The organism is Terriglobia bacterium (genome assembly GCA_020072845.1).
GTDB lineage: Bacteria > Acidobacteriota > Terriglobia > Terriglobales > Acidobacteriaceae > JAIQGF01.
The window spans coordinates 130,799-157,003 of sequence record JAIQGF010000003.1; the positions used below are offsets into that span (position 1 = coordinate 130,799).

Genomic DNA, 26,205 nt, shown 5'->3' on the forward strand with positions numbered 1-26,205 from the left:
AAGGAAAGAAACCGCCGCGTCCTCGCTCAGGATGACACTCGTTTAATATGCGTTCAAAACCGGAGGGAGCGGGTGGTTCGGACATTCACGTGACTATCCTCAGCCACCTGATTTGAGAATCCACACGAAGACGGCGAGGCCGAGGAGGATGCGATAGATGGCGAAAGGGGCAAAGCCGCGCTGGCGGACCCATCGCATGAACCAGGCGACGACCACATAGGCGACGATGAAGGAGACGACGAAGCCGATGATGAGCACAATCCATTCGTGCAGGTCGCGTGGGGCGATGCCGATTTCGCCGCCCGCGCCCGCCTTGTGGCGCAGGGATTTCAGCAGGTCGTACCCGGTGGCGGCGATCATGGTGGGAATCGAGACCAGGAAGGAGAATTCAAGCGCGGCGGGCCGCGACATGCCGGCGGTTTGTCCGGCGGCGATGGTTGACATGGAACGCGAGGTGCCAGGGAAGACCGCGGAGAGGATCTGGCAGGCGCCGATCCAGATGGATTGCGCCAGGGTCATCTGATAAATGCTCTCCGTTCGGTAGCCCGCAGTGGCGGCGCCGAGGGCGCGCGCCCTGCCCGAGTTGAGAAGGATGCGAGGCGCGCCGTACACGGCGTCCACGACCCACATGACGATGCCGCCGACGATCAGGGAAGTGGCCATGACGTAGAGGCTCTCGAGATTCTTGCCGATAACCTTGGTCAATAGGTAGGCCGGGCCGGCGGTCACCACGAAGGCGACGCCAGTCAGAGTAAGGGGATGGTTCCACAGGTTGTGGCGGCCGTCCGGACCTTGGGGAAAAGTCTTGATGAATTCCTTGAGGCGGGCGCGGAAGTAGATGGGCAGGCAAAGAATGGCGCCGAGCTGGATGACGATGGAGTACATCTTCCAGTAGCCGCTGGCGAGGTCGAGCCCCATCGCCTTTTCGACGATGCGCAGGTGCGCGGTGGAGCTGACAGGAAGAAATTCGGTGAGGCCTTCGACGATGCCGAGGAGGACGGACAGCAAGTAATGGTTCAAAAGCGGATTCCTCGCTGCGCTCGGAATGACAATCTCATAAGGGCGGTTACCTCATAGGGGCAGTTACTCGACTGCAGTCCCGTAGGTGGGGATTCCCTGCTCCAATTTATACAACAGAGTTTGGGCGCGGTTGGCCCAGTCGCTTTGTGGAAAATTGGCGATGACGCGCTGGGCCAGGGCCACGGCCTTGGCTTTGGCGTCGCCGATGCGGTTCGACTTGCCGTCGTTCTTGTAGAGCTCGATGAGGGCAGAGCGGCGGTAGGCGGCGTCGTACAGGGCTTCGGCGGCGACCGGCGACTGGGGATGCTCGTCGGCGTATTTCTCGTAAACTTCGGCTTCCTTTTCGGGGCACTTGGATTCGCCCTGCCAGTCACCGCAAAGTTTGTTGTCGAGCAAGTCGAAGGCGGCGAGGTCGGCCCACTTGCTGTGGGGAAATTTCTTGATCACCTGTTTCATCAGGTCTTCGTTGATGCCGTACAGACGGCTGCTGGGAGCTCCACGGCCGGAGGGGCGTCCGAAAATGTCGGCGCGCTCGATTTGCCAGCGAATGTCGGCGGCGCGGTACAGCGCTTCGCCCGCCACCGGCGACTGCGGGAAGTATTCGGCGGCGCGGTAGTAGAGGCGGAGCGCATCCTTATCGGCGCCTTTGCGCCCGCCGCGGCGGCTGGCTTCCTGCTCGCTGGCGACGGCTTCCCCGAACAGGACCTTGTCGCCGTTGGGCGTGCTGGCGCGCACCACACCTTTGTCGAGAATCCAGCCGCTGATGTCGCGGCCTTCGCTGAGTTCGGTGGGCTCGGAGAGAGTGGCGAGCACGTGGAGCCAGTCGCGGGATTTCTCGATGACGGCGACCTCACGGCCGCGATCGATGGTGGCGATCCTGGGAGCGTTGGCGTCGGGCGAGAGGTAGATTTGCGCGACACGCACCATGACGCCGCGCTCGGCGGCGGCGAACGAGAGAGGCGCGGCGAGCAGCAGCGTTGCGATCAGGAGATGATGCCGGAATCGCATGATCAGTGAACTCCTGCGGTGATGTGATTCTAGCAGCAGGGAAGCGCAACACTGCGCGTTCGAGGGCGAACACGCTCCAACGTCATGAGTGAGGCAAGTCGGACAGGACGCGAGCTAGGAGGGCGGGGTCGATGTTGCCGCCGCTGATGACGGCAACGGTCTTGCGCGCCGGGGGGAGTTGGTCGGCGCGAAAGAGGAAAGCGGCAAAGGTGACGGCGCCGCTGGGTTCGGCGACCAGCTTGGCATCGAGCGCGAGGGTGCGGATGGCCGCAAGGATTTCCGATTCGGAGACGGTGACAATATCGTCCACGAAGCGGCGGATGTGATCGAAATTGATTTCGCCGACGGACTGGGTGCGAAGGCCGTCGGCGAGAGTGCGCGCAGTCTGGTCGGCGGAAAATTCGACGATGCGGCCGGAGCGGAAGCTGGCCTGCGCGTCGGAGGCGAGTTCCGGTTCAACTCCGATGACTTTCGCTCGCGAGCCGCTGAGCTTGAAGGCGGAGGCAATGCCGCTGATCAGGCCGCCGCCGCCGACCGGGACCAGGACGAGGTCGGCATCGGGCAGGTCAGCGAGGATTTCCAAACCCGCGGTGCCGGCGCCGGCGATGATTTTTTCGTCGTTGTAAGGCGGGATGATGGCGTAGCCGTGCTCGCGGGCGAGATCCTCGGCCCTGGCTTTGCGTTCGGAGCTGGCAGGACCGACGAAGACGATTTCGGCGCCGAGCGCCCGCGTGCTGTCAATCTTGATTTGCGGCGCATTGTCGGGCATGACGATGACGGCTTTCACGCCCAGGGCGCGGGCGGCGTAGGCGACGCCTTGAGCGTGGTTGCCGCTGGAGTAACTGATGACGCCGTGGCGGCGTTCAGCGTCGGCGAGCGAGGCGATTTTGTTGTAGGCGCCGCGCAGCTTGAAGGAGCCGATGGGCTGCAGGCTCTCAGGTTTCAGGTAGAGCTCACGGCCGGGCTGCTGGCGCGGGTAGGCAAGGAGCGGCGTGCGGGTGGCGATTCCGCGCAGGCGCGAGGCGGCGAGAGTGATGTCGTCAAGGGTGACCATGTTGAAACGACCATTGAACCGCAAAGGACGCGATGGACGCAAAGCGGAAAAGCATAGATCCTGAGTCGCGCAAGACCGGCGCGACTCAGGATGACGCCTTCCGGGGCGGTCCGGTTTTGACAACCTGGGCCGGCTGCGGATAATCTATTGCAGCGAAGAAAAGGCGAATATCTCCCGCTCCGGATTTCACATGAGTTCACTTCTCCTGCTCGAACCGTGCGAACCCGCATCGTCTTTGGTGGGCATCGCGCGGCTGGCGGCGGAGGGCGAGCCCATTTCGGAGGGCCACGACGTCGAGTTTTTCACGCTGGCGTCGCGGTCGCTGCTGAACCGCTGCACGGCGCCGCGGATGCCGTTCACCTGGACGATCAACCCCTATCGCGGCTGCGAGTTTGCCTGCAAGTACTGTTACGCGCGCTACACGCACGAGTTCATGGAGATGCGCGACGGCGTGGATTTCGAACGCAAGATTTACGTGAAGCAGCGGGCGGCGGAGCTGTTGCGGCGCGATCTGCGGAAGGTGAAACCGGGCGAGGAGATTGCGATTGGCACGGCGACCGATCCGTACCAGCCGGCGGAGCGGCGGTTCGAGGTGACGCGAACCGTCCTCGAAGTGTTTGCCGAGCAGCGCGGATTGGACATTGGGATCGTCACCAAGTCAGACACGGTGCTGCGCGATACGGAATTACTGGGCAAGGTGGCACGGCGGAACAAACTGTTTGTCAACCTGACGATCACGACACTGCATACAGACCTGGCGCGAATTCTCGAGCCGCGGGCGCCGCGTCCCGACCTGCGCATGAAGGCGGTGCAAAAGCTCAATCAGGCGGGGGTGCCGGCAGGCGTGATCTGCGCGCCGGTGATTCCGGGGATCACGGATTCGGCGCGCGACCTGGATGCCCTGGTGAAGGCGACAAAAGAGGCGGGCGGGCGGTACATCTTCGCCAATGCGCTTTTCCTGAAGCCGTGCTCGGCGGCGATTTTCCTTCCGTGGCTGGAAAAGGAATTTCCGCACTTGGCGCAGAACTATCGCGAGCGTTATGGAGCGCGCGCGCACCTGGGTCCGGCATATCGCAAGCGGATTTCGCAACTGATGGCGAAGTTGCGGCAGAAGCATAAGATCGGGACGCAATCGGACCGCGATCGCTTGGAGAGGGAAGCGTCGGCGGGTGAGCCGTGCGCGGCGCCGCGGGCGAAGACAACAAAACACCAAGAGCCCGCGGTCGAGATGCCGCTGCTTGAGGAGCAACTCCGGCTGTTCTGAGTCGCCAGTCAAGCAGGCAAAAAGTTCTTCAACTCTGAATCTTTTACTCCCATTTGGCGAGCGTTTGCGTGTTCGCAGCCGGTTTTTCCGGATTGCGGGAATGGAACCTGAACTGCAATTGCCTCAATAAGACCCAAAGTGTTAAATGTAAATTCTGCCGTCGCGCTGACGTCAGCTGAGCATGCGCAACCGCAGAATGTGAGCGGCACCGCGCGCAAATGATGGCTGCGGATCGAGTCCTGCCACTCGATCGCGGACGGTTGTGGGGCATTCAGCGGCGCCGCAGAGGTAGGGCATGGAGTGCCGTAGACCGCCTGGCGGGAAGACCGCGCACATCCTCACAATTTTTTCCATCCTAGTGTTGTTCTTGCTGTTGGGCTGCGGTGGTGGCCAGCAGGCAAACCCGGCGAGTTCTGCCGCCACCGTCACAAATACCGTCGCCCATTCCGTTCAGTTGACCTGGGCGCGGAACAGCGCGACTGACGTCCTCGGTTACAACGTGTATCGCGGATCTCAATCGGGCGGGCCTTATGTGAAGCTCAACCCCGCGCTGCTCGCGAATCCCGACTACCTGGACACCGCCGTGCTGTCTGGACAGACGTATTACTACACCGTCACAGCCGCCAATGCGGTGGCGGAAAGCGACCGCTCGGCGGAAGCGGTGGCGGTGATTCCGACTCCCTGAAGTGACACGTACAGAGCGGCCGATCCTTCAACAGTTCCGCTATTCGTGCGCAACTGAAAACTCTTTTGAGCCAATCCATGAAACCAAGCGTTTTCGAAGCGCCTTGCAGTATTAATTGATTGATATTTCAAAAATACCAAGTAATAATGTTATAACCTTATGTTACGGGAGCAAGATTATGCAGAGTTCCGCTTCAATCTCGAACGCGGCCAAGGTGAAAGTTGCAGACGAGGTGTGGATTGCGACCGCACTATTGCATCGCGAGCATCCCGACCGGAGCGATTTTTCGATTGAGGAGATTGTCGAGCGAGCGCAACGGGAGAAGCTCTGTGCGCCACTTCGGCCTGGTGTATATGTGCATGTGGTCCAACATTGCGTGGCCAACCGCCCACCCAACCCGGGTCGTTACCGCATGCTGTTCGAAACGACGGCTGGGCGTCGTCGCCTTTATCGCCCGGGTGACGCATACCATCCAGATCGTGAAGGATCCAAGAGCGTACCCGAGCGAGAAGATCTACCCGCGGGGTACGGTGGCTTGCTTCCCTGGTACCGCGACTGGTGTGCAGCGGCATCGAGCAGCGCTCTGCATTCCGACCCACTCCTGTCTTTGGCTGGATCGGGCAAGGAACTCTGGGCCCGCGAGTCCGCCGACGATTACGTGCGCCGGCTCCGGGAAGGCTGGCAATGAGCCGGATCTTCTGGGACACGAATCTGTTTATCTACCTGTTTGAAGGGTATGGCGAACTTTCAAATAGGACAACCGAGCTTCGCGCCAGAATGTTAGCGCGCGGCGACCAATTGCTGACTTCGACGCTGACCCTCGGTGAACTTCTAGTGAAGCCGATCGAGCAAGGGGACACAGAGCTCTGCAAGAAATACGAGGCGGCTGTGTCCGCGACCTCTGTTCTGCTTACCTTTGATGCCAACGCTGCGAAAATCTATGCGCGGTTGCGGTGTGATCGTTCGCTTCGCGCGCCGGACGCGATCCAACTTGCATGCGCCGCCGCGACCGGCGTGGACCTGTTCATCACCAATGACGCGCGTTTGCAAGGCAAACAGGTGACAGGAATCCATTTCATTGTGCCACTCGACCGAGTGCCCGTTTGATAGGCGGTTGAAGTCGCGCACATTATGGTGCGGGCGGCAGCGCGCCTGGCGTGATCGGCTGCGTAAGCGTGAGGCGGGAGCGCCTCAGATCGTGTTTTTGCCGAAAGTGGGTCATGGCGCGGCGTCCCCAGGTGCGCACGAAATAATAGTTGAGGGTGGCGCCGATGGCGGAGCTGAGGACGGGAATCAGGCGACCGGCCCAGCGCTCGACCACGTCGCTGCTGGCCTGCACCGCGATGCGCTGGATCACGCGCGGCACGAACCGGTTCACCACTTCCTTTTCCAATAATTCGCGGCTGATGTCCACGCCGGCGGCGCTGGCGGCGGCGACCCACAGATCCGCCACTTCCGCATCGGTGGCAAATTGGAAGCCGTAAATCAGGCTGAGCTTCTGGATGGTACGGATGGTGATGCCGGCGAGGATGCTGAGGTCGGGAACGATGGTGAGCAGGCCGCCGAGGCCGAACCCGGCGCCTTCCACTGCCGCGACCTTCATGCCTGAGCGGACCACGTCAATGGCGACAAGGTCGAGTTGCTCCTCGGAGACGGAGAACACGCCGTCGTAGGTGCTGATCGGCAGTCCGTAGGCGGTGCGGAGTTGGAGAAGGAACTTCTGCGGGTCCACCTTGACGGTTTCGTAGGCCTGGGTGAGGCCGCGGCGCAGGCCATCTTCGACGCGCAGCCGGAGCCAGGATGGTTTCTCTTCTGGCATCAATTGTCAGCATACACCGGTCGTCCTGCCGCGTTCGAGGGCGAACGCGCTTCACCTCACGGACTCCTGCGCGACCTGCTGTGCTAGCATCAAGGTTTACACATGCCTACTGGAAAGCTCCATGTCGTGCCGCTGGGCGGACTCGGCGAGTTCGGAATGAACTGCATGGCCGTGCGCTGGGGCGACGACATCATCGTCATTGACGCCGGCCTGATGTTCCCCGAGACGGAATTGCTCGGGGTCGACATCGTTGTTCCCGACATCGCCTACCTGATCGAGAACCGCAAGCACGTGCGTGCGATCGTGCTGACGCACGGCCACGAGGACCACATCGGCGCGTTGCCGTGGATCCTGGCGGAGCTGAACGTGCCGGTGTACGGCACCGAGTTCACGCTGGCGTACGTGGAGGACAAGCTCGACGAGCACGAGCTTTTGGACAACGCGACTCTGATCGAGATGCGTCCCGGCGAGATGGTCACCATCGGGCCGTTCAAGATCAAGCCGATCCACGTGACGCACTCGCTGGTGGACTGCGTTTCGCTGGCCATCCACACGCCGCTGGGCGTGATCATCCACACCGGCGATTTCAAGGTCGATCCCACGCCCACCGACAACAAGCTGTTCGACCTGCATACCTTCGCGGAGTACGGCAAAGAAGGCGTGCTGGCGCTGTTCCAGGATTCGACCAACGTCGAGCGCACCGGGTACACGCCGAGCGAACGGGCGGTGGGGCGCAAGTTTGACGAGGTGTTCGCGCGCACGCCGCGGCGGCTGTTCATTTCGTGTTTTTCTTCCTCCATCCACCGCATCAAGCTGGCGATTGACATGGCGTACCAGCACCGGCGCAAGGTGGCGCTGGTGGGGCGCAGCATGAACGACTCCACCGAGATCGCGCAGGATCTCGGATACATCGAAGTGCCGGACGGGCTGCTGATTCATCCCGGGGAGATCAAGAATTTCCCGCCGGAGCGGGTGATGGTGCTGATCAGCGGAACCCAGGGCGAACCGATGTCGGGACTGTCGCGCGCGGCGGTGGACAATCACAAACACGCGAAAATCGAGCCAGGTGACACCGTGGTGCTGTCGTCGCGCATCATTCCGGGAAACGAAAAGTCCATCTACCGGATGATCGATCACCTGTACCGGCGCGGCGCCAACGTGATTTACGAGGACGGATCGCATCCCCCGGTGCACGTCAGCGGGCACGCCAGCCAGGAGGAGCTGAAGCTGCTCATCAACCTGGTGAAGCCGCGGTATTTCATTCCCATCCACGGCGAGTACCGGCAACTGAAGCGGCACGCGGATTTGGCGGGCAGCATGCTGGGCGCGGTCGGATCGGTAATGATGATCGAGAGCGGCGACGTGCTGGAATTCGACGAACTGGGCGCGCGCAAGGCCGGGCGCGTCGCGGTGGGGCGGGTGTGCATTGATTCGGGATCGCGCGGCGACGTGGTGGAAGACCTCATCATCAAAGACCGGCGGCATCTCAGCGAGGACGGGATCGTGCTGCCCATCATCGCCATCAACAAGCTGACGGGGCAGATCGAGTCGGCGCCGGAGATCGTAATGCGCGGCTTCGCGGCGGCGGGCGCCGACAACGGTCTGATGGCCGAAGCACGCCAGATCATCATGGACACGCTGGAGCAATCGACCGAGGAAGAGAAGCGCGATTGGGGCGTGATCAAGGAAAAGATCCGGCAGGACCTGAAGCGGTTCATCGTGAAGAGCACGTCACGGCGGCCGCTGATCATGCCGGTCATCCTGGAGATTTGAGGGTAACCGACGGGCGATGACCTCTTGTACTGCTGGTTTGCGATTGACAGACGAAGTTGAACAACGATACTGTGAACAAATACTGGACGTTGATTTGAACCGCACTTTGCTAATCCGCCTGGTTGGTCCGACGCAAGCGCCGGAATTCGGGCTCGTCCGCGCGACATCAACGATTACAACAACAACTATTACAGGAGCGCACGGCGGATGAGGTAGTTCAGCCAGAATCAGGGTTTGAAAGCCACCTCCGCCGCCGGCGCAGGTGGCTTTTCTGTTCTTGCACACTTTTGAGAAACGGGGAAGGCGATGAGTTCGTTAGTGATGAAATTCGGAGGGACCTCGGTCGGGTCGGCGGAAAGAATTCGGCAGTCGGCGCACATCGTCCGTGACGAGCGCGGTAAGCATTCCGTGGTAGTCGTGGTTTCGGCGCTGAGCGGGATCACCGACTTGATCATTGAGACTGTAAATGCGGCTTGCGCCGGGGATCGCGACAGCTCGGAGGCAAGACTCGAACGCATTGAGCGCCGCCACCGCGAGGTGGTCGAGGAACTATTTGGCGGCGACAGGCGCGCAATGGTCATGGCCGCGATTGGGGAAGTGCTGCGGGAACTGCGGGAGGTGTGCGGCGCACTCCTCATGCTGCGGGCGGCCACGCCGCAGGTGCTGGATGTTGCGCTGGCGATGGGAGAACGGATGTCGGCGCCGATCTTTGCCGCACAACTCTGCGAACTCGGAATGGATGGGCGACCGTTCGACTCGATCCGTCTCCTGATTACCAATGACAATTTCGGGGAAGCCAGTCCCGACATGGAGGCGACGACTCACCTCAGCCGCGAATGTCTTCTGCCCGTCTTGCGCGAAGGCGCCGTGCCCGTCGTCACGGGTTACCGCGGTGGGACGGCCGCCGGGCAGCCGACGACGCTGGGCCGCGGAGGGTCGGATTACTCGGCCACGATCCTGGGCGCGGCGCTGAGCTGCGACGAGATTTGGATCTGGACCGACGTGGACGGCGTCATGAGCGCCGACCCGCGCATCTGCCCCGGCGCCGCCATTCTGCCGGAGATCACCTTCGCCGAAGCGATCGAGATGTCGTACTACGGCGCGAAAGTGATCCACCGCAAAGCGGTTCGCCCGGCGTTGGAGCACGGGATCCCCGTACTGATCAAGAACTCGTTTTGCCGCCAGGTCGAGGGAACGCGGATCGCTGCCCAGACGCAAGGGAACGGGCACGTGGTGAAGGCGGTCACGTCGGTCAGTCCGGCGGCATTGATCACGTTGAACATGCCCAATGGAGGCCACTTCGAGGACCTGTTCGGGCGGCTGTTCCTGGGGCTGGGACACGAGCGCATCGACGTACTATTCTCGACGCAGTCGTCTTCGGAAAACGCCATCGGCCTGGTATTTCGCGAGCACGATCTGGAACGCGCGTTGACCGTGACCGAGCGGGTGTTCCGCACCGAGATCAAGCACAGCATGATGGCGCCGATCGCGGTACAGCGCGATGTGGCGGTGATCGCGGTGTTGGGAGAGACGATGAAGGGCAAAGTCGGCGTGCTGGCGCGCTTGTTTACTGCCGTGGCGCGCTGCCGGGTCAGCGTGATTGCGGTGGCGCAGGGCGCCAGCGAAATCAATATTTGCTTCGCGGTGACAGCGGCTTCTGCGCCGGTGGTGATCCGCGCCGTGCACGATGAATTTCTGGGCGCAGCGGGGCAGCCATTTCACGCCTACGAATCCGGAGATGACGATGAACAGACCCATGCCAGCCGCTGCTGCTGAGGGGAGCGCCGAAGCGCAACTGCGGTGTTGCGGCTGCCAAGCGATTCAGGATGACCCGCAGCCGGATTTCCGATGCGCCCAATGCGGCGAGCTGCTGGAAGTGATTTATCCGGCATGGGAATCGGACGCGGGTCGTCCTTCTGCGGAAGGATTCAAGACGAAGTGGCGCGAACGAAAACTTTCCGGCTCCCAGGTGGACCGTAGCGGAGTCTGGCGTTTCAGGGAGTTGCTGCCAATTGTTCAAGCGCTGGATGAGGTAGTCACGCTGGCGGAGGGCAATACGCCGCTGTATGCGATGCCGCAAACGGCGCGCCGGCTGGGAATGCGGGCGCTGCTGGCGAAGCACCAGGGCATGAATCCGACGGGCTCTTTCAAGGACACAGGGATGACGGCGGCGGTATCGGTGGCGCACGCGCGGGGGTACCAGTGGGTGGTGTGCGCGTCGACGGGCAACACGTCGGCGTCGATGGCGGCGTATGCGGCGCGCGCCGGGCTGAAGGCCCTGGTGCTGCTGCCGGAAGGACAGATTGCGTGGGGAAAATTGTCGCAGGCGGTGGAATACGGCGCGGTCACGCTGCAACTGCGGACGGACTTCGACGGATGCTTGCGGGTGGCGATGGAGCTGGTGCGCAAGATGCCAATGTACATGCTGAACTCGATCAATCCGTACCGCATTGAAGGGCAGAAAACCGCGGCGATCGAACTGATGGAGCAACTGGATTGGAACCCGCCGGAGCACATCATTGTGCCCGGCGGCAATTTGGGGAATTCTTCCGCGCTGGGCAAAGGACTGCTGGAGATGCACCGGCTGGGGCTGATCGCGCGGCTGCCGAAGCTTTCCGTCGTTCAAGCCAAGGGCGCCAATCCGCTGTACACGGCGGTCCACGAGCACGGTGGCCGCAGTCTTGTGCCGGTGAAGGCGGAGACGATGGCAACCGCGATCCGCATTGGAAACCCCGTGTCGTGGCGAAAAGCGATACGGGTGCTGGAGGCAACCGGCGGAACCTGCGAGCAGGTGAGCGAAGAAGAAATTGCGTTGGCGAAGGCGGAGATCGGCGCCGAAGGGCTGGGTTGCGAACCGGCATCGGCGGTCACGCTGGCGGGGCTGAAGAAACTGCTGCGCAGCGGGTTCGTCGCTGCCGATGAAAAAGTGGTGCTGGTGCTCACCGGCCATGTTCTCAAGGATCCCGACTACATCATGAAATTCCACGCGGGAGAGTTGTTGGAGCGCGCTACCGAGCTGGGGAGCGAACTGGATCGCCGGCGCCGTCCTCCGATTCAGGTCGAGGCGGAATTGGAGAAAGTCATGGCGGTGCTGGAGAAGTTGCAGGGGGACGCATGAGTGCGGCTGGCAGCAACCATGATCGCAGCTTGCGCGGGATCGAGCTGAAGCTGCCGGCGAGCTCGGCGAACCTGGGTCCGGCTTTCGATTCGGCGGCGATGGCCCTGGATCTCTACCTGCGCGTGCGGGCCGAGGCGGCGGCGTCATTTTCGGTGACCGCGAGCGGACGTGATGCGGACGTGTGTGGCAAGGTCGAGCACAACTTGATCCTGGACTCCTATCGCGAGGTGCTGAACAACGCGAAGGCGCCCTGTGCGCCGCTGGCGCTGAGAATCGACAACCAGATTCCGGTGGGGAAAGGCTGCGGGTCCTCCGCCGCGGCGCGGTTGGCGGGGGTGGCGCTGGCGGTCCACTTCGGCGGACTGGCGTGGACGGACGAGCAGATTCTCGACGAAGCGGTCCGCCTCGAGGGCCACGCCGACAATGTGGCTGCGTGCTGGCTGGGCGGGTTCGTGATCGTGCAGGCCAATCGAAACGACCGCGGGAAGCGCGTGCAGGCGAGCCGGATTGAGGTTGCCCGCGAGCGGCCGATGCTCTTGGTTCTTTCCGGCGACGACCTGGCTACGGGAAAGTCGCGCGCGTTGGTGCCGACGCTGTACGGCCGGGAAGTGGTGGTTGCCAATCTGCAAAGCGCCATGGCACTGGTGGCGGCGCATGTGCTCGGGCGCGACGAATTGTTCAGCACGGCGCAGCACGACGCGCTTCATCAGCCGTATCGCGCGAAAGTGTGCCCGCTGCTGCCGTGCTTGCAACCGCTGGCGGGGCAGGCCGGAATCCTGGCGGTGACGCTGAGCGGCGCGGGAAGTTCGGTGCTGCTCACCTTGCGGCATGATGCGTCGCAGCCCGAGGTAGGCGACGCGGTCTCGGAGCGGCTGCGCGCCGCGGGCCTTGCAGGCGAATTGGTTTTCACCAAGATGGCGAAGCAGGGTACTTGCCGGACCCAACTGCCGGCACGGGCCATGGCCGGGGAGGGTGTGTGAAGGAAGTCAGGGTAGGAATCGTCGGGTTTGGCACGGTCGGGCAGGCGACGGCGCAGTTGCTGGCGGCCAACGCCGATCTCATCGAGGAGCGCAGTGGAGTGCGGCTGGCGGTTACGGTGGTGTGCCGCCGAACGCCAATCCCTGCCGAATTAATTCCAGCGGGGGCGCGCGCCTGTGCGTCGTGGACCGACGTGGTGTCCGCGCCGGATGTCGATGTGGTGGTGGAAACCATCGGCGGCAACGGCATTCCCCGCGAGGTCGTCAACCGGGCTTTGATTTCAGGAAAGCCGGTAGTGACGGCGAACAAAGCGCTGATCGCCAAGTACGGCGACGAGATCCTGGCACACGCTTGCGAGCGCCGCCTGCCGGTTGGAATCGAGGCGACGACGGCGGGAGGAATCCCGATTGTGCGCGCGCTGCGCCGCTCGGCCACCAGCGATCAAGTGATCAAGATATACGGAGTGCTGAACGGCACGGTGAACTACATCCTGAGCCGCATGGAAACGGAAGGCCTGGAGTTCCAGGCAGCGCTGACAGCGGCACAGCAGGCCGGCTACGCCGAAGCGGACCCGAGTCTCGACATTGATGGCATTGATGCGCGCGACAAGCTGTGCATCCTGGCAAGGATGGCCTTCAATCTGCGGCTGCATCCGGAAGACATCCCGGTCACCGGCGTGCGGCAAGTTTCACAGGTGGACCTACAATATGCACGGCGCCTGGGCGGGCGCATTCGGCTGGTGGGAGCAGCGGAACACCAGGACGATGGAATTGCGGTCACGGTACGGCCGTGGCTGGTGCCGCAAAATTCCATGCTCGGCAAAGTGGAAGGCGTGTTCAACGCCATCTTCGTGGAAGGCGAGCGCAGCGGCACACAGATGTTCTATGGCCGCGGCGCGGGAGGGCCGGCGACCAGCACCGCGGTGGTGGCGGACCTGATCGGGATTGCGCAGGGAATGGCGTCGAAAACTCCGGGACGCAACCCGATGCCCGGCTTCGGGCCGATCTCGGCGCTTCCCCTGACGACCTCCGGAACCTCGTGCGAGTGGTATCTCCGGCTGAGCGTGCGCGACCATCCCGGCATTTTGGCGCGGGTGGCCTCCGTACTTGCAGAGTTGGAGATCAACATTGATTCGGTGCTGCAGGAGCCGCACTTGCCGAAGGAGCGGCTGTCGTTTGTGATCACCGTGGAAACCGTGTCGGAGCGCACCATCAGGATGGCGATTGAGCGCATCAACCAGTTCGAATTCCTCACCGAACCGGCATTGCTGGTGCGCATGTTCGCGGGCTAGCGGGATGCGGCGCGCTCTACGCACGCCCATCAAGGACATTCCGGAAGAACTCTACATACTGCGGCGTCAAAGCCTGCGGGAGGTAGCGCCTGCCTGCCACCCGCGCTTTGTGGCACTCGGCCTGATAAAAATCTTCGTCATCAAAGAGGCGTATCACCAGGTCCACCCAGGGGCGCACTACCTCGGGAGCGACGGGAATCTTGTCATGCGGGGTCAGCGATTCCGGCAGCTTCAGGACAAACCCTGCTCCGGCGCAGCTCTCGGCCAGACCGCCGCGGTCGCTCACGATCGGCGGGATGCCGTTGAGCAGCGCTTCCTGCACCACCCGGCCCGCGGCTTCGCGCCAGAGCGAAGGCACCACCAGGATTCGTGTCGGGGTGTAGATGTCCCGTGGCTGAGGCACGGCGGATGAAACCATGATGTTTTCGTGCCGCCTCAGGTCGAAGCCTCCCGCCAGCGCCACCGAACCCAGCAACCCGGCGGTGCCGCGCGATTCGATCACCAGAATCGGAAGGTCCGGCCGTTGTCTGCTTAGCTCTTCCGCCAGGCGCGCGAAAACCGTCACTCCCTTCTCCGGAGACGGGTTGATCATGGTCAGAAAGATTGGCTCGTGGTTCTCGGCGAGGACCTGCTCCAGTTCCATGGGCGGCGGCAGCGGTGTGCTCTCAATCCCTAGAGCGTCACGATACAGATTGGACAGGTAGCGGCTGGGGGTAAGGAAGGCGTCGATGTCGTCCAACTGACCAGAGGACAGGTACGCATCATTGCGCAACCCGAAAACCAGCATAGCGCCGTGCTTGCGGGCCCGCCTGCGTCGTTGGCGGTCCCGGTCCAAGCCGCCGTATGTGAAGACGATGTCAGGCTGGAAGTTCTTCAGCTCGTCGTCAAACAACAGGTCGAAGCGCGCGCCATGCGCTCGGTCCCAAGTGGCGGGAGTGTGTTTGCCGACGTCGAGCAAGCGGAAGTCTATGCCCTTGCTCGAAAAGACCAACTGGCGGTGAGGCGGGCTCGGCATTGGCGAGCCAATGCCGAGCGCCTTAAGGTGCTTGCGGACGTCGAGTTTTCCGGCCAGCTCTGTAGCCGTGACCGCCAGACAACGAACCGCGAAACCGGCGGCGGCCAGTATTTCGCAGATGCTGGTGAGCGAACGAGCAGCCCCCGAGGCCGGGTTCTGCGGAAGCTCCGGCAAAACCAGGAGCACTCGGGGCGACTGGTGAGGCATGAGCTGCTCGAATTTACTTTTTCTTATTGCGCCCCTTTAGCACCTTGTACGCCGCAGTACCCGCCACACCAGCAGTCAGCAACATGATGCTGGCTGGTTCGGGCACTGTGGTACCACCACCGCCCGACGACTGAAACATGGCGAAGTTGGTGGTTGCGACGGTTCCCGCACTCGCCGTGGCGGCTGCCAGAGCAAAGGGCAGGATCTTCAGCGCGGTTCTGGTTTTGCTCGACTTCAAGAACGACTGGGCCTTGTCAAGAGCAGTCATGGATTCTCCTCTGAAGTGGCTGAGTAGGCGGAGTTGGAAGGTCATCCCCCCGAACATATGGAAGCAATTCACTGGCCGCTCCGGCTGGTTGTTATACGGTTGAAAAAAAAAGGCAAACAGATTCGTTGGCCGAACCGGGCCCCGCGGAAGCTGCAAAATCTTGCGCAAATATAAGAAAGGAATTCGCAGGAAACAGGGGCTTGCACCGGTCTATTTCGGCGGGGTGTCTGCCGGTTTTTCGAACAGCTTGGCGTCAAGCGGCGGGTTGATTTCGTAGGATTGAATCTGCTCGCTCGCGCTGGGCTGGCCATCCTCGGTGACGCTGCGTTGGAAGGGAACGGTGAGCCCGTCAACCGGGCGCCAGTCTGAGTAGCCGATGACGCGCTGCACCGGCCCGCGCTGCCCGGCTTCCTGGTAGGAGACCTGCAGTAAGCGTGCGCTCTGCGGGTCGAGCGCCCACTTGACGGAGATGCCGTTGCCGGTGACGTTGACGATCTGCGCCTCGGTGTTGCCCACCTTCTCGGTCCCGCCGAGGGTGAAAACGTAAGCCGGATCGGCGGCGCGTTGCGCGATGGCGATCCAGTCGCGCTTCAGAGTGTTCAGCCGGTCCTGCTTCATCGACGACGGCATGTCGCGCGTGCCCGCTCCCGGCATGCTCATGAACGCTGAAGTTGGCGAAACCACGACCAGCATTTCGCCCGGAATCTGTTCGGCAGTGACGGCGGCGCGGAGTTTGTCGGGGAATTGTACGGTCAAGTCGTTGTTGAATGTGATGGAGCCCTGGGGCGTGTGCTGCGTGCTGACCAACTTCTGATGCAGGGCTTTGACGCTGTCGAGTTTTGCCGCGCCGCCGATGGAGCTGACGAATTTTTCCACCAGCGCGCGCGCTTGCGGGTCGGACTGGGCGGGCTGCGGAGCATTCGCTGCAGGAGCGCCGGGCGGCGGGATCGAGATATCAATCGGCGTCACCGGCCCGAGCGAGGCCAGCGGCTTGCCGAACTCCGCCTGGTTGCCGACGACGAGCACGGCGAACTGCTGCGGGTGAACGTACTTGTGGGCGACGCGGTTGGTATCGTCGGAGGTTGACTTCTCGATCCCGGCACGGAAGCGCTCCAGGTAATCGGCCGGGTAGCCGTAATACTCGTACAACATGCGCTCGCCGAGGACCTTGTCCTTGGAATCGAAATTAAAGATGAAGCGATTGAGAATGGAATCCTTGGCTTCGCGCACTTCCTCCGCGGTAATCGGTTTGGCGGCGAGCATGCCGTTCAACTCAGCATAGAGCGCCTGGATGGCATCAACCGTGGTGGGACTCTTGGTCCCCATCGCGATGCGGAAGATGCCCGGATGATTGAAAGAGGCGCCGACGCCGCCACCCACGGAATACGCGAGGCCCTTTTCGGTGCGGATGGTCTTGAACAGCCGTGAGGCAAAGCCGCCGCCGAGCACATCGTTCATCACGTCCACGGAAAAGTAGTCGGGATTGTTGCGCTGGATGCCGAGCGCGACCATGCGGATTTCGCTCTGCGTGACGTCGGATTTTTCGATGAAGTACAGCCCGGGCTTGGGATCGTGGAAGACAATGTTCGGCTGGGGCGGGACGGGCGCCTGTGGCCACGATTCAAAAGCCTGGCGCAGGCGGCGTTCCATGGTGGCGGGATCGAAATCGCCGTACACGCCCAGGATGATGTTATTGGGGTGAACAAAGGTCTTATGCCACTGGACGAGATCGTCGCGGGTGAGGGCAGCGACGGTGGAATATTCGGCGATGCGGGCGTAGGGATTGTCCCGGCCATAGGCGAGGCGGACGGCTTCGCGTCCGGCGATTTCGCCGATGTCGTCGTTGCGCCGAGCGATGTCGGTGTTCATTTGGGTTTTCGCCAGCTCGAGCTTGTCGGCACGAAAAGCAGGTTCACGTAACACTTCAAGAAATACCGGGAAGACATCGTCCAGCTTGTCCTTCAGGCAATTGAAGCTGATGATGGTGGAGTCGGCGCCGCCGCCCGTTTCCACCTTGGCGGCGCGCGCTTCCAGGAAGTCATCGAGCTCATCGCCGGAGCGCTTGGTGGTGCCGCCGGTGCGCCAGACGGCGCCGTACGCATCGACCAGACCGACTTTATTCGCGGGCTCCTGGATAGAGCCGCCACGGATGCGCATCGTGCCGCCGACGACCGGCAGTTCGTGGTCTTCCTGGAGAAAAATGACCATGCCGTTGGCGAGCTGAATGCGCCGGGGTTCCTGCGGGTGAAACGGCGGCAGCGGCGGGATGGGGATCTGCTTCCATCCAGCGGCCGGCGCGCCGGTAACGGGCTTGGCAGTTTTTGTGTCCGTTGCAGGATGTGTGGTTTGCGCAGGTGCGTTTTTTTGTGGGGGCGCTTGCGCCCAGACTGCGGACGTCACCAGGAAGAGAAGCGAAAGAGCTGTCGTACTGCGGAGGAACGTGCGCGTCATTGTTTCTCCTCCGGCTGCTGGGCGGGCGCGGCGCCAGCCATCTTCGTGCTCTCGATGATGCCGACGGTGCGGTTGGCGGGTACGAAAGTCTTGTTGGCAACGCGGCGGATATCCGCCTTGGTCACCTTGTCATAGCGATCGAGCTGGCGGAAAAGTTCGCGCCAGTCGCCGAAGCGTGCCTGAAAGGTGGCGAGCTGCGCCGCGAGTCCGGCATTGTTGCCGAGGCCGCGGATGAGGTCTGCCGTGGCGCGGGTCTTAAACATCGCGAGTTCGTCGTCGGTGACATCGGAGGTCTTCAGCCGCTCGATCTCGGCTCGAATGGCGTCGCGGACTTCGGCATTGGTGTGGCCGGGCGTTGGCACGGCATAAAACGCGAACAGATGCGGATACTTGCTTCCGGGCCAGCCGCTAAACCCGGCCGAGTCGGCGGCGATCTTCTTGTCGCGCACCAGCGAGCGGTAGAGGCGCGAGGTGCGGCCGTTGGACATGATGTCGGAGATGGCGTCATACACGGAATCATCGGGATCGCGGTAATCGGGACGATGGTAGCCCTCGATGTAAACCGGCTGCGCGGTTTCGGTAAGCTCGACGCGACGCTCGGCCTGCTGTTGCGGTTCGAGCGTGGGATCTTCCACGGGCTGCGGCGCCTTGGGCAGGCGGCCAAAGTACTTTTCCATGACGGGCAGGGCTTGCGCCACCTTGATGTCGCCGACGGCAGCGACGACCATATTCGCCGGGACGTAATAGAAGTGGAAGAAACGCTCGGCGTCGGTGGCCGAGAAGCGGCGGAGGTCGGAGGCCCAGCCGATGGTCGGGCGATGGTAGGGATGCGCCATGAAGGCGGTGGCGATGAATTGTTCGAAGAGGCGGCCGATGGGATTGCTTTCGGTGCTCATGCGGCGCTCTTCAAAGACCACGTCGCGCTCCTTGTAGAACTCGCGCATGACGGGTTCCAGGAAGCGCTCCGATTCCAGGTATGCCCAAAGCTGCAGCCGGTTCGACGGGAAGGAATAAAAGTAGATGGTCTGGTCGTCGCTGGTCTGGGCGTTCATGCCAACGCCGCCGTTTTCCTCGATGATCTGGGGATAGGCGTTGCGCACGACGTACTTGTCAGCTTTCTTGATGGCGTCCTGCCACGCTTTCTTGAGTTGGGCGACCTTCTTGTCGTCGCGGCCAACGCGTAGCTCGAATTCATAAATGTAGGCGGCATAGGCCTGCTCGACCTTCTGCAACGCAACTTTTTCAGCCGGCCAGTTGGTGGTCCCGATGGTCTTCGTTCCCTTGAAAGCCATGTGCTCGAACATGTGAGCCAGGCCGGTTTCGTTCTTCGGGTCCTGCACCGAGCCGGCGTCCACGAAGGTGTACCCGGAGAAGACGGGGGCTTCGGGGCGCTCCATCACCAGCAGCGTGAGGCCGTTGGGCAGCTTGCGGACGGTGATGCGTTTTTCCAACGACGCAATGTCCTGGCCGAGGAGCGGAACAGAAGCAAAGAAGAGGAAGGCGAGCAGGGACGAAAGCAGCCTTCGCATGCGACCTCCGAGGGGCGAATTCAATCGTAAAACGTTACGCTGCGGCGGAAATTGCTGTCAAACGCGGGAAGCCGCCAACTGCGAGTTCCGGGTTGTGAGTCCGGCGAGCACGGTCACAGAGAAAGCCCGCTCTCTCAGGCCAAAGCGAAGCCACGCGCCACTCGCCGCAGCGTGGAACCGGTGTCCTGTTCACTTCGAGGTTAACAGTGGGGCTGTGATAGGAGTCACAGGCAAATGTGAAGCCAGCCCTGTATGCTCGCGGTCGGCCATGGTATAAACCCAAGGCGAAATTTAAGGTCTTTGGAGGTCATTATTGTGAAGCGCATCGGTGTTTGCTTCTTTGTCATTTTGTTCTTCTTCTTCTGCCTTACCGCCCAGGCGCAAACCATCACTGTCGGGTTCACCGTATCGAAGACGGGAGCCCTCAACGTTGACTCCACCGAGCAGTACAACGGTTTCGAGCTCTGGCGCGACCAGGTGAATGCCAAGGGCGGCATCAAGGCTGGCGGGAAGAGCTACCAGGTCAAGTTCGCCAGCTACGACGACGAATCCAATACCAAGCGAGTGCAGCAGTTGTACTCGCGCCTGATCCTGGAAGACAAAGCCGACTTCCTGTTCAGCCCCTATTCCTCTGGTTTGACCACCAGCGCGTCCATTGTTTCGGAGCAGTACGGCAAGGTGATGATGACTACGGGCGCGGCCGACGAGAAAACCTACCGACAGGGCAACAAGTACCTCTTCCAGATGTTCGCGCCGGCGACGCAGTACCTGGTGACCGCGATTGACGCGCTGAAGGCCAAAGATCCCAAGGCGACGATCGCGTTTGTGTACGCAGACGATGCGTTCTCGGTGGCGGTCGTGAACCCGGCGAAACCCTATGCGCAGCAGCAGGGCTTCAACGTCGTGTTCAGCGAGGCCTATCCTCCCAATACGATGGACTTCAGCGCCATTCTCGACAAGGTAACCGCCTCCAAGGCGACGGTGCTGCTGGGCGGCGGCCACTACGCCGACGGTTCCACCCTGGCGCGGCAACTGTTTGCGCGCAAGGCCAAGATGAATATGGTCACGGCGTTGGTAGCGCCCGACAGCCCGAAATGGACGGAATTGGGTGATGCCGCCGTCGGCATCTGCGTGCCCTCGCAATGGGAACCGCAGGTTATCGTGAAACCGCAGTTCGGGCCAACGGTGGCGGAGTTCAACAAGGCGTACACCGCCAAGTATGGTGAACCCAGCTATGAGTCGGCGGGTGGCTATGCGGCGGGCCTGATCCTGCAGCACGCCATCGAGCAGGCCGGGAGCCTTGACTCGGAGAAGGTAGCCGGCGCACTGAACGGGGTGGATGCGACCACGTTTTATGGGCGGACCAAGTTTGCGACCGCGGCGAGTGAGCATGGTCTGCAAATGGGCCACAGCATGGTGATCGCGCAGTGGCAGAAAAAGGGCGGGAAGCTGACCAAGGAAGTGGTCTGGCCTCTTGCCAACAAGAGCTCCAACCTGGTTTATCCCATCCAATGACACAAACTGGCCAGCGGCAAGGCTGTAGCAACGCTTGCTGCTGGCCAATTCCTGGACAAGACGAGGTAGGGAATGGGCGGCATACTGGCCTCAATGGTTGATGGTGTGCTGGTCGGCTCGATTTACGGGTTGGCGGCCATGGGCCTGAGCTTGATCTGGGGCGTGATGGATGTGATCAATCTCACCCATGGCTCGATGATCGCCCTGGGCATGTTCGGCATGTATATGCTGTTTGCCGGGTTCTCCAGCAATGCATACGTCCTGCTATTGCCGGTCATCGTCGGGGGACTGGTCCTCGGAGTGATCGTGTACTGGATGTCGGTGCACTGGGTGGTGGGACGGCCGCCTCTGATGAGCCTGCTGTCCACCTTCTCCGTGAACATGATGGTGATTGGCGTTGGCACCGCCATCTGGAGCACGAGCCCGTACAACGTGAATTTCAGCCTGCCGGGGATCACGGTGGGTGCGTATACGTTTACCGGGAACCACATCGCGGCGGCGATCTCGGCCGTGGTAGTGGCGCTGGCGTTGGAGCTGTTCCTGTTCCACACCCGAACCGGCAAAGCCATTCGCGCCGTCGCCCAAAACCGTGATGCTGCGGAGTTGATGGGCATCTCCTCCACCGCGGTGCTGGCCACCGCGTTCGGTATCGGCATCGCGCTGGCGGCAACGTCGGGTGCGCTGGTATCCACACTTTTCCCCTTCACCATTCTTTCCGGCGGGGTTTACGAGCTGAAAAGTTTCGTGGTGACGGTGCTGGCGGGACTGGGCAAACCGCTCGGGGCGCTGGTCGCGGGAGTGCTGCTGGGCCTGCTGGAAGGACTGGTTTCACCCTTCATCGCCGTCAGTTGGGTGCCGCTGATTGAGTTCGGCCTTTTTGTCGTGGTGCTTGTCTTCTTCCCCAAAGGCATCTTCGCGAGGGCAAACGCGTGATTGTCCGCCGGCCGGTGTTCTGGCTAATCCTGATTGCTTCGGCGCTGTTCATCGCCATCCCGGTGCGAACCAATAACGTTCCACTGCGGGAGGACCTTCTTCTTGTCGCCGTGGCCATCATCCTGGCCAGCAACCTCAACCTGATGATCGGCTACACCGGGTACGTCAATTTCGGCAACATCGTGTTTTATGGACTCGGCGGCTACGTGGGGCTCTACCTGGCAACGGTGCGCCACTGGCCGCTGATCGTGGCGGCGCTCGCGGCCGGGGTGGTGGTGAGCCTGTTCGCCCTGCTGTTCGGGCTGGCCATCCTGCGATTGCGCGGAGCGTACTTTGCCCTAGCGACCATCGGGATTCTGCAGGCGGTGCAGTCCTTCGTCTCCAATTTCGATCCCTGGGGCCGTGCCACCGGGATGTACGTTTCCTTTGAATCGTACGCCCCGCTGGGCGGCGCCATGCGCGCGCTCTGGATCACGTATTACCTTGTCGTCGGGGTGATGGCGCTGTCGCTGTTCCTAAGCCTGGGGATCAAGATTTCGAAATTCGGCCTGGGGCTGTTTGCCATCCGCGAAGATGAAGACGCGGCGGTGGTCCTGGGGGTCAACACCACCGTGTACAAGGCGATCATCTACAGCGTTTCCGCGTTCCTGCCGGCGGTGGCCGGCGCACTGATGTTCTTCAAGAACGGCATGATCGATCCCCAGATCGCATTCGAGCTGATTGCCTCCATCGAAGGCATCGTGATGATGATGCTGGGAGGCCAGGGGACGGTGGTGGGCGCGGCGCTGGGGGCGGGACTGTACGAGCGATTACGATCGTCGTTGCTAACGTCCCCGAAACTCTCCAACTTCCATCTGGTGATTGCCGGCGGCCTGCTGCTGCTGGTCATCCTGTTTGCGCCCGGCGGGTTGATCGGGTGGCTGTACAAACTGGTGCCGCGTGCGCGGAAGGTGATTGAATGAATGTCCTGCTGGAAGGACGCGGAGTCAGCAAGCGGTTCGGAGGACTGCTGGCCGTCTCCGACGTCAGCTTTACCCTCCACGAAGGCGAGATTCTCGGACTCATCGGTCCGAACGGCGCCGGCAAGACCACGCTGTTCAACATCATCAACGGCGTATATCCCAACGACGGCGGGACGTTCACGTTTGCCGGACAGGACATCACGGGCTGGCCGCCCAACAAACTGGTGCACGCCGGGTTGGCACGTACTTTTCAGGTTGTGAAACCGTTGAACGAAATGACGGTGCTGGACAACGTCACCGTCGGCGCCTGCTTCGGCCGTGAGTACCTGGGCCTGCGCGCGGCGCACGAAGTGGCGCTGCAGGTGCTGGACCGAGTGCACATGGCCGATCGCGCCGACGTGCTGGCAAAGCATCTCACCATCGCGCTCAAGAAGCGGCTGGAAGTGGCTCGCGCCCTGGCCGCCAAACCCAAGCTGCTGCTGCTGGATGAAGTGCTGGCCGGCTTGAATCCGACCGAAGTGGCAAAGATGCTGGAACTGATCCGCGCCATCCGCGACCAGGGAGTGTCCATCATCATGATTGAGCACCTCATGCACGCGGTGATGAACGTGTCGGACCGGGTCATGGTGCTGAACTTCGGAATCAAAATCGCGGAAGGCAAGCCGGATGAGGTGGTGCGGGATCCGGCGGTCATCGAAGCTTACCTGGGCAGCGCGGACATTGCCGACAAATTGCGGGAGGGGCAATGAAGGAATTTGCCCTCGAAGTCGAGAACATCGAATCCGGGTACGGCGAAGTGCAGGTGCTGTGGGGTGTCTCGCTCAAGGTACGCGCCGGGAAACTGACCACCATCCTGGGCGCCAACGGAGCGGGCAAATCGACCACCCTGCGCACCATCATGCACTGGCTGAAGCCGTGGAAGGGCCGCGTGCTGCTGAATGGAGAGGATGTCACGCATCTTTCGGTGCATGGCAAGGCACAGCGCGGGCTGGTGCTGGTACCGGAAGCCCGGCAGTTGTTCAACGACATGACGGTCGAGGAAAACCTGCAAATGGGCGCGTATCCGGCGCGCACCAGGAAGAAGGTTGCCAGCAATCTCGATCGTGTCTATACGCTGTTTCCGCGGCTCAAGGAACGGAACACCCAGCGTGCCGGGACGCTGTCGGGCGGCGAACAGCAGATGCTGGCGGTGGGGCGCGGACTGATGCAGGAGCCGATTGTGCTGATGATTGACGAGTTGTCGCTCGGCCTTTCTCCGCTGCTCGCACAACAGCTCTTTCTGACGCTGAAAAAGCTGAAGGAGGAAGGCATCACTATCGTCCTGGTCGAACAGAACGTGCATCTGGCCCTGGCTCTGGCCGACTATGCCTACGTCATGGCGGAAGGGCGCGTGCGGCTGGAAGGTCCGGCGCACGAAGTGGCCAACATGGACGAGGTGCGGACGGCGTATCTGGGTTTGTAGCTACGGCGTTCGTGGCTCATCCGACCCGGAAGCGCAGCGAGGAATCCCGACGTGAGCCAGCCGGAGCAAACCCGTACCCCTACGTTCTACGCAGGCACATCCGGATGGGCGTACGCGGCATGGAAGCCGCAGTTTTATCCCGCCAAGCTGCCGCAGAAGGACTTCCTGAAGTTCTATTCCACGCAACTGAACGCCGTGGAGGTGAATTACACCTTCCGCCGCCTGATCAACGAAAAGATGATTGCGGCATGGGTGGCTCAAACTCCGAAGCATTTCCGGTTTGCACTCAAAGCACACCAGGCCATCACCCATCTCCGGCGGTTGAAAAACGCGGAGGAACCGCTGCAACGATTCGTTGATTCCATCCAGCCGCTGGCGCAGGCCGGGCGCCTGGGTCCGGTGCTGTTTCAGTTGCCACCGAACTTGAAAGCAGACCTGGGCCTGCTGGATTCCTTCCTTGAGCTGGTGCCGCGAAAGTTGCGCGCGGCATTCGAGTTCCGCCACGATTCCTGGTTCACCGAGGATGTGTTCGCCATCCTGAAGCGGCACCAGGCGGCGCTGTGCCTTGCCGAGACCGACGAATTGCATACCCCTGAGATACTGACTGCGGACTTCGGTTATTGCCGGTTTCGGCGCTCCGAGTACTCGGCGGAGGAGCGGCGCCGGATCGCCGGCAGGATGCGCCAGCGGCTGCCGGAAGCCGGCGAGATCTACGCGTTCTTCAAGCACGAAGAGCAGCCGGAGAGTCCGCTTTATGCGCGGGAATTGCTGGAATCGGTAAGCGGAACATCCAACGCCGCCGCTTAGCGTGTTTTTCCTGCCCGCCAGGGAACCCATCTTAGTAATTACGACCCGCGCACGTTATCGGACATAATCGCAGGGTGGAAATTTCCGCGCCCAACCACCGCGTGCTCGCCGGTTTTCGCGACTACCTGAAGGTCGAAAGAGGACTGGCGCCGCTTTCGGTGGAGGCCTATACCCGCGACTTGACGCAGTTCGCCAGTTTTCTTCAACAACAAAAACCGGCGCGGGCCTTGCTGCGCGCGCGCCGCCAGGACGTGCGCAATTTCCTCGACCATTGGTTTTCCCAGCAGGCCGACGGGCGTTCGGTGGCGCGCCGGCTCTCCGCCCTGCGGCAGTTCTACAAATACCTGCTGCTGGACGGGATGATCGAGCAGGATCCGACGTTGAACATCGACACCCCGCGGCAATGGAAGGTGTTGCCCAAGTCGCTGTCGCGGAGTGAAACGGAAAGCTTGCTGCAAGCGCGGGCGCCGCGGATTGAAGACGCCTGGCGCCTGGCGATTGCGGCGCGCGATCGGGCCATGTTGGAGGTGCTCTACGGCGGAGCGCTGCGCGTCAGCGAAGTGGTCGGAATCGCGCTCAACGACCTGAAGATCGAGCAAGGATACGTGCTGGTACGCGGCAAGGGAGACAAGGAGCGGATTGTGCCGCTGGGACGCGCCGCCGTCGAGGCCGTGCGGGCGTATGTTTCCGGGCCGAGATCGGTGCTGGCGGGGCAGCGCAGTTCCCCGCTGGTGTTTATCGCGCGCGGGGCGCGGCGCCTGACTCGGCAGCGGGTATGGCAGATGGTGCGCGCGGCTTCGCAGGCGGGCGGGCGCCCGGCATCCCCGCACATGCTGCGACACAGTTGCGCCACCCACATGGTGGAGAACGGCGCCGACCTGCGCACCGTGCAAACCATTCTCGGTCACTCCGATATTTCGACCACGCAGGTGTATACGCACGTGGCGATGGACCGACTGAAGACGGTTTTCATGAACCATCATCCGAGGGCAAAAAGAAGGAGTTAGTAGTTAGGAGTTGGCGCATTGGGTGAGCAGGACGGACAA

At 62.0% G+C, this 26,205-nt stretch carries 23 protein-coding genes; 15 read left to right on the plus strand and 8 right to left on the minus strand.

Annotated features, from left to right (window positions below; genetic code table 11):
• Positions 1–99: 99 nt before the first annotated feature.
• From LAN70_02960 to LAN70_02970, 3 genes are all read right to left on the minus strand, one after another.
• Positions 100–1,020 carry an undecaprenyl-diphosphate phosphatase gene (locus LAN70_02960; protein ID MBZ5510109.1) on the minus strand — a complete coding sequence of 307 codons (921 nt, stop codon included), beginning with the start codon at positions 1,018–1,020 and terminating at the stop codon, positions 100–102.
• Between the two features lie 63 nt (positions 1,021–1,083).
• Complete coding sequence (locus LAN70_02965; protein MBZ5510110.1) at positions 1,084–2,028, minus strand: hypothetical protein; 945 nt, start codon at positions 2,026–2,028, stop codon at positions 1,084–1,086.
• Positions 2,029–2,110: 82 nt separating this feature from the next.
• Complete coding sequence (locus tag LAN70_02970; GenBank protein ID MBZ5510111.1) at positions 2,111–3,082, minus strand: threonine/serine dehydratase; 972 nt, start codon at positions 3,080–3,082, stop codon at positions 2,111–2,113.
• A 190-nt stretch (positions 3,083–3,272) separates the two neighbouring features.
• Between LAN70_02970 and LAN70_02975 the strand changes: the two genes are divergently transcribed.
• The 3 genes from LAN70_02975 to LAN70_02985 all read left to right on the plus strand — a co-directional run bounded on the left by LAN70_02975 (position 3,273) and on the right by LAN70_02985 (position 6,138).
• Complete coding sequence (locus LAN70_02975) at positions 3,273–4,346, plus strand: radical SAM protein (GenBank protein MBZ5510112.1); 1,074 nt, start codon at positions 3,273–3,275, stop codon at positions 4,344–4,346.
• 295 nt (positions 4,347–4,641) lie between these two features.
• The gene (locus tag LAN70_02980; protein ID MBZ5510113.1) at positions 4,642–5,031 is read left to right on the plus strand and encodes a fibronectin type III domain-containing protein; all 390 of its coding nucleotides are present in this window, start codon (positions 4,642–4,644) and stop codon (positions 5,029–5,031) included.
• Between the two features lie 684 nt (positions 5,032–5,715).
• Positions 5,716–6,138, plus strand: a complete 423-nt coding sequence (locus tag LAN70_02985; protein ID MBZ5510114.1) for a type II toxin-antitoxin system VapC family toxin — start codon at positions 5,716–5,718, stop codon at positions 6,136–6,138.
• Between the two features lie 22 nt (positions 6,139–6,160).
• On the opposite strand, the gene LAN70_02990 is transcribed toward LAN70_02985, so the two are convergent.
• Positions 6,161–6,850, minus strand: coding sequence for an EcsC family protein (locus LAN70_02990; GenBank protein MBZ5510115.1), 690 nt, complete (start codon positions 6,848–6,850; stop codon positions 6,161–6,163).
• A 102-nt stretch (positions 6,851–6,952) separates the two neighbouring features.
• Here LAN70_02990 and LAN70_02995 point away from each other — a divergent pair, with 102 nt between their 5' ends.
• From LAN70_02995 to LAN70_03015, 5 genes are all read left to right on the plus strand, one after another.
• On the plus strand, positions 6,953–8,623 hold the full coding sequence (locus tag LAN70_02995) for a ribonuclease J (protein ID MBZ5510116.1): 1,671 nt from the start codon (positions 6,953–6,955) through the stop codon (positions 8,621–8,623).
• A gap of 306 nt (positions 8,624–8,929) precedes the next feature.
• Positions 8,930–10,399, plus strand: coding sequence for an aspartate kinase (locus LAN70_03000; GenBank protein ID MBZ5510117.1), 1,470 nt, complete (start codon positions 8,930–8,932; stop codon positions 10,397–10,399).
• Positions 10,380–11,741, plus strand: coding sequence for a threonine synthase (gene thrC / locus LAN70_03005; GenBank protein MBZ5510118.1), 1,362 nt, complete (start codon positions 10,380–10,382; stop codon positions 11,739–11,741). The genes LAN70_03000 and thrC overlap by 20 nt, the downstream gene beginning before the upstream one ends.
• Positions 11,738–12,721 (plus strand): homoserine kinase, encoded by a 984-nt coding sequence (thrB, locus tag LAN70_03010; GenBank protein MBZ5510119.1) that lies wholly within the window; start codon positions 11,738–11,740, stop codon positions 12,719–12,721. Before thrC ends, thrB begins: the two co-directional genes overlap by 4 nt.
• A complete protein-coding gene (locus tag LAN70_03015) occupies positions 12,718–14,010 on the plus strand; it encodes a homoserine dehydrogenase (protein ID MBZ5510120.1) in 1,293 nt (430 codons plus the stop codon). The genes thrB and LAN70_03015 overlap by 4 nt, the downstream gene beginning before the upstream one ends.
• Before the next feature lie 16 nt (positions 14,011–14,026).
• Here LAN70_03015 and LAN70_03020 read toward each other — a convergent pair whose 3' ends face one another.
• The 4 genes from LAN70_03020 to LAN70_03035 all read right to left on the minus strand — a co-directional run bounded on the left by LAN70_03020 (position 14,027) and on the right by LAN70_03035 (position 19,480).
• Entirely contained in the window at positions 14,027–15,232 is a 1,206-nt protein-coding gene (locus LAN70_03020; GenBank protein ID MBZ5510121.1) for a glycosyltransferase, read from the minus strand.
• A 13-nt stretch (positions 15,233–15,245) separates the two neighbouring features.
• On the minus strand, positions 15,246–15,500 hold the full coding sequence (locus tag LAN70_03025; protein ID MBZ5510122.1) for a PEP-CTERM sorting domain-containing protein: 255 nt from the start codon (positions 15,498–15,500) through the stop codon (positions 15,246–15,248).
• Between the two features lie 210 nt (positions 15,501–15,710).
• On the minus strand, positions 15,711–17,951 hold the full coding sequence (locus tag LAN70_03030) for an insulinase family protein (protein MBZ5510123.1): 2,241 nt from the start codon (positions 17,949–17,951) through the stop codon (positions 15,711–15,713).
• On the minus strand, positions 17,948–19,480 hold the full coding sequence (locus tag LAN70_03035) for an insulinase family protein (protein ID MBZ5510124.1): 1,533 nt from the start codon (positions 19,478–19,480) through the stop codon (positions 17,948–17,950). Before LAN70_03035 ends, LAN70_03030 begins: the two co-directional genes overlap by 4 nt.
• A gap of 315 nt (positions 19,481–19,795) precedes the next feature.
• Between LAN70_03035 and LAN70_03040 the strand changes: the two genes are divergently transcribed.
• The 7 genes from LAN70_03040 (at position 19,796) to LAN70_03070 (ending at position 26,166) form a co-directional block, all read left to right on the plus strand.
• Positions 19,796–20,995 (plus strand): amino acid ABC transporter substrate-binding protein, encoded by a 1,200-nt coding sequence (locus LAN70_03040; protein ID MBZ5510125.1) that lies wholly within the window; start codon positions 19,796–19,798, stop codon positions 20,993–20,995.
• 72 nt (positions 20,996–21,067) lie between these two features.
• The gene (locus LAN70_03045) at positions 21,068–21,928 is read left to right on the plus strand and encodes a branched-chain amino acid ABC transporter permease (GenBank protein MBZ5510126.1); all 861 of its coding nucleotides are present in this window, start codon (positions 21,068–21,070) and stop codon (positions 21,926–21,928) included.
• Positions 21,925–22,890, plus strand: coding sequence for a branched-chain amino acid ABC transporter permease (locus tag LAN70_03050; GenBank protein ID MBZ5510127.1), 966 nt, complete (start codon positions 21,925–21,927; stop codon positions 22,888–22,890). Before LAN70_03045 ends, LAN70_03050 begins: the two co-directional genes overlap by 4 nt.
• Complete coding sequence (locus LAN70_03055) at positions 22,887–23,639, plus strand: ABC transporter ATP-binding protein (GenBank protein ID MBZ5510128.1); 753 nt, start codon at positions 22,887–22,889, stop codon at positions 23,637–23,639. The genes LAN70_03050 and LAN70_03055 overlap by 4 nt, the downstream gene beginning before the upstream one ends.
• Positions 23,636–24,352: an ABC transporter ATP-binding protein gene (locus tag LAN70_03060; protein ID MBZ5510129.1), complete on the plus strand. Its 717-nt coding sequence runs from the start codon at positions 23,636–23,638 to the stop codon at positions 24,350–24,352. The genes LAN70_03055 and LAN70_03060 overlap by 4 nt, the downstream gene beginning before the upstream one ends.
• Before the next feature lie 51 nt (positions 24,353–24,403).
• Entirely contained in the window at positions 24,404–25,159 is a 756-nt protein-coding gene (locus LAN70_03065) for a DUF72 domain-containing protein (GenBank protein ID MBZ5510130.1), read from the plus strand.
• A gap of 74 nt (positions 25,160–25,233) precedes the next feature.
• Entirely contained in the window at positions 25,234–26,166 is a 933-nt protein-coding gene (locus LAN70_03070; protein ID MBZ5510131.1) for a site-specific tyrosine recombinase XerD, read from the plus strand.
• Positions 26,167–26,205: the final 39 nt, after the last annotated feature.

Bases quoted from the DNA above. Each gene is read 5' to 3' on its own strand.
- LAN70_02985 (MBZ5510114.1), top strand. From the start codon at position 5,716: ATGAGCCGGATCTTCTGGGACACGAATCTGTTTATCTACCTGTTTGAA.
- LAN70_03035 (MBZ5510124.1), bottom strand. From the start codon at position 19,480: ATGCGAAGGCTGCTTTCGTCCCTGCTCGCCTTCCTCTTCTTTGCTTCT.
- LAN70_03045 (MBZ5510126.1), top strand. From the start codon at position 21,068: ATGGGCGGCATACTGGCCTCAATGGTTGATGGTGTGCTGGTCGGCTCG.
- LAN70_03055 (MBZ5510128.1), top strand. From the start codon at position 22,887: ATGAATGTCCTGCTGGAAGGACGCGGAGTCAGCAAGCGGTTCGGAGGA.
- LAN70_03060 (MBZ5510129.1), top strand. From the start codon at position 23,636: ATGAAGGAATTTGCCCTCGAAGTCGAGAACATCGAATCCGGGTACGGC.
- LAN70_03030 (MBZ5510123.1), bottom strand. From the start codon at position 17,951: ATGACGCGCACGTTCCTCCGCAGTACGACAGCTCTTTCGCTTCTCTTC.
- LAN70_03020 (MBZ5510121.1), bottom strand. From the start codon at position 15,232: ATGCCTCACCAGTCGCCCCGAGTGCTCCTGGTTTTGCCGGAGCTTCCG.
- LAN70_02980 (MBZ5510113.1), top strand. From the start codon at position 4,642: ATGGAGTGCCGTAGACCGCCTGGCGGGAAGACCGCGCACATCCTCACA.
- LAN70_02975 (MBZ5510112.1), top strand. From the start codon at position 3,273: ATGAGTTCACTTCTCCTGCTCGAACCGTGCGAACCCGCATCGTCTTTG.
- thrC (MBZ5510118.1), top strand. From the start codon at position 10,380: ATGCCAGCCGCTGCTGCTGAGGGGAGCGCCGAAGCGCAACTGCGGTGT.
- thrB (MBZ5510119.1), top strand. From the start codon at position 11,738: ATGAGTGCGGCTGGCAGCAACCATGATCGCAGCTTGCGCGGGATCGAG.
- LAN70_02970 (MBZ5510111.1), bottom strand. From the start codon at position 3,082: ATGGTCACCCTTGACGACATCACTCTCGCCGCCTCGCGCCTGCGCGGA.
- LAN70_03025 (MBZ5510122.1), bottom strand. From the start codon at position 15,500: ATGACTGCTCTTGACAAGGCCCAGTCGTTCTTGAAGTCGAGCAAAACC.
- LAN70_03000 (MBZ5510117.1), top strand. From the start codon at position 8,930: ATGAGTTCGTTAGTGATGAAATTCGGAGGGACCTCGGTCGGGTCGGCG.
- LAN70_02990 (MBZ5510115.1), bottom strand. From the start codon at position 6,850: ATGCCAGAAGAGAAACCATCCTGGCTCCGGCTGCGCGTCGAAGATGGC.
- LAN70_02965 (MBZ5510110.1), bottom strand. From the start codon at position 2,028: ATGCGATTCCGGCATCATCTCCTGATCGCAACGCTGCTGCTCGCCGCG.
- LAN70_02995 (MBZ5510116.1), top strand. From the start codon at position 6,953: ATGCCTACTGGAAAGCTCCATGTCGTGCCGCTGGGCGGACTCGGCGAG.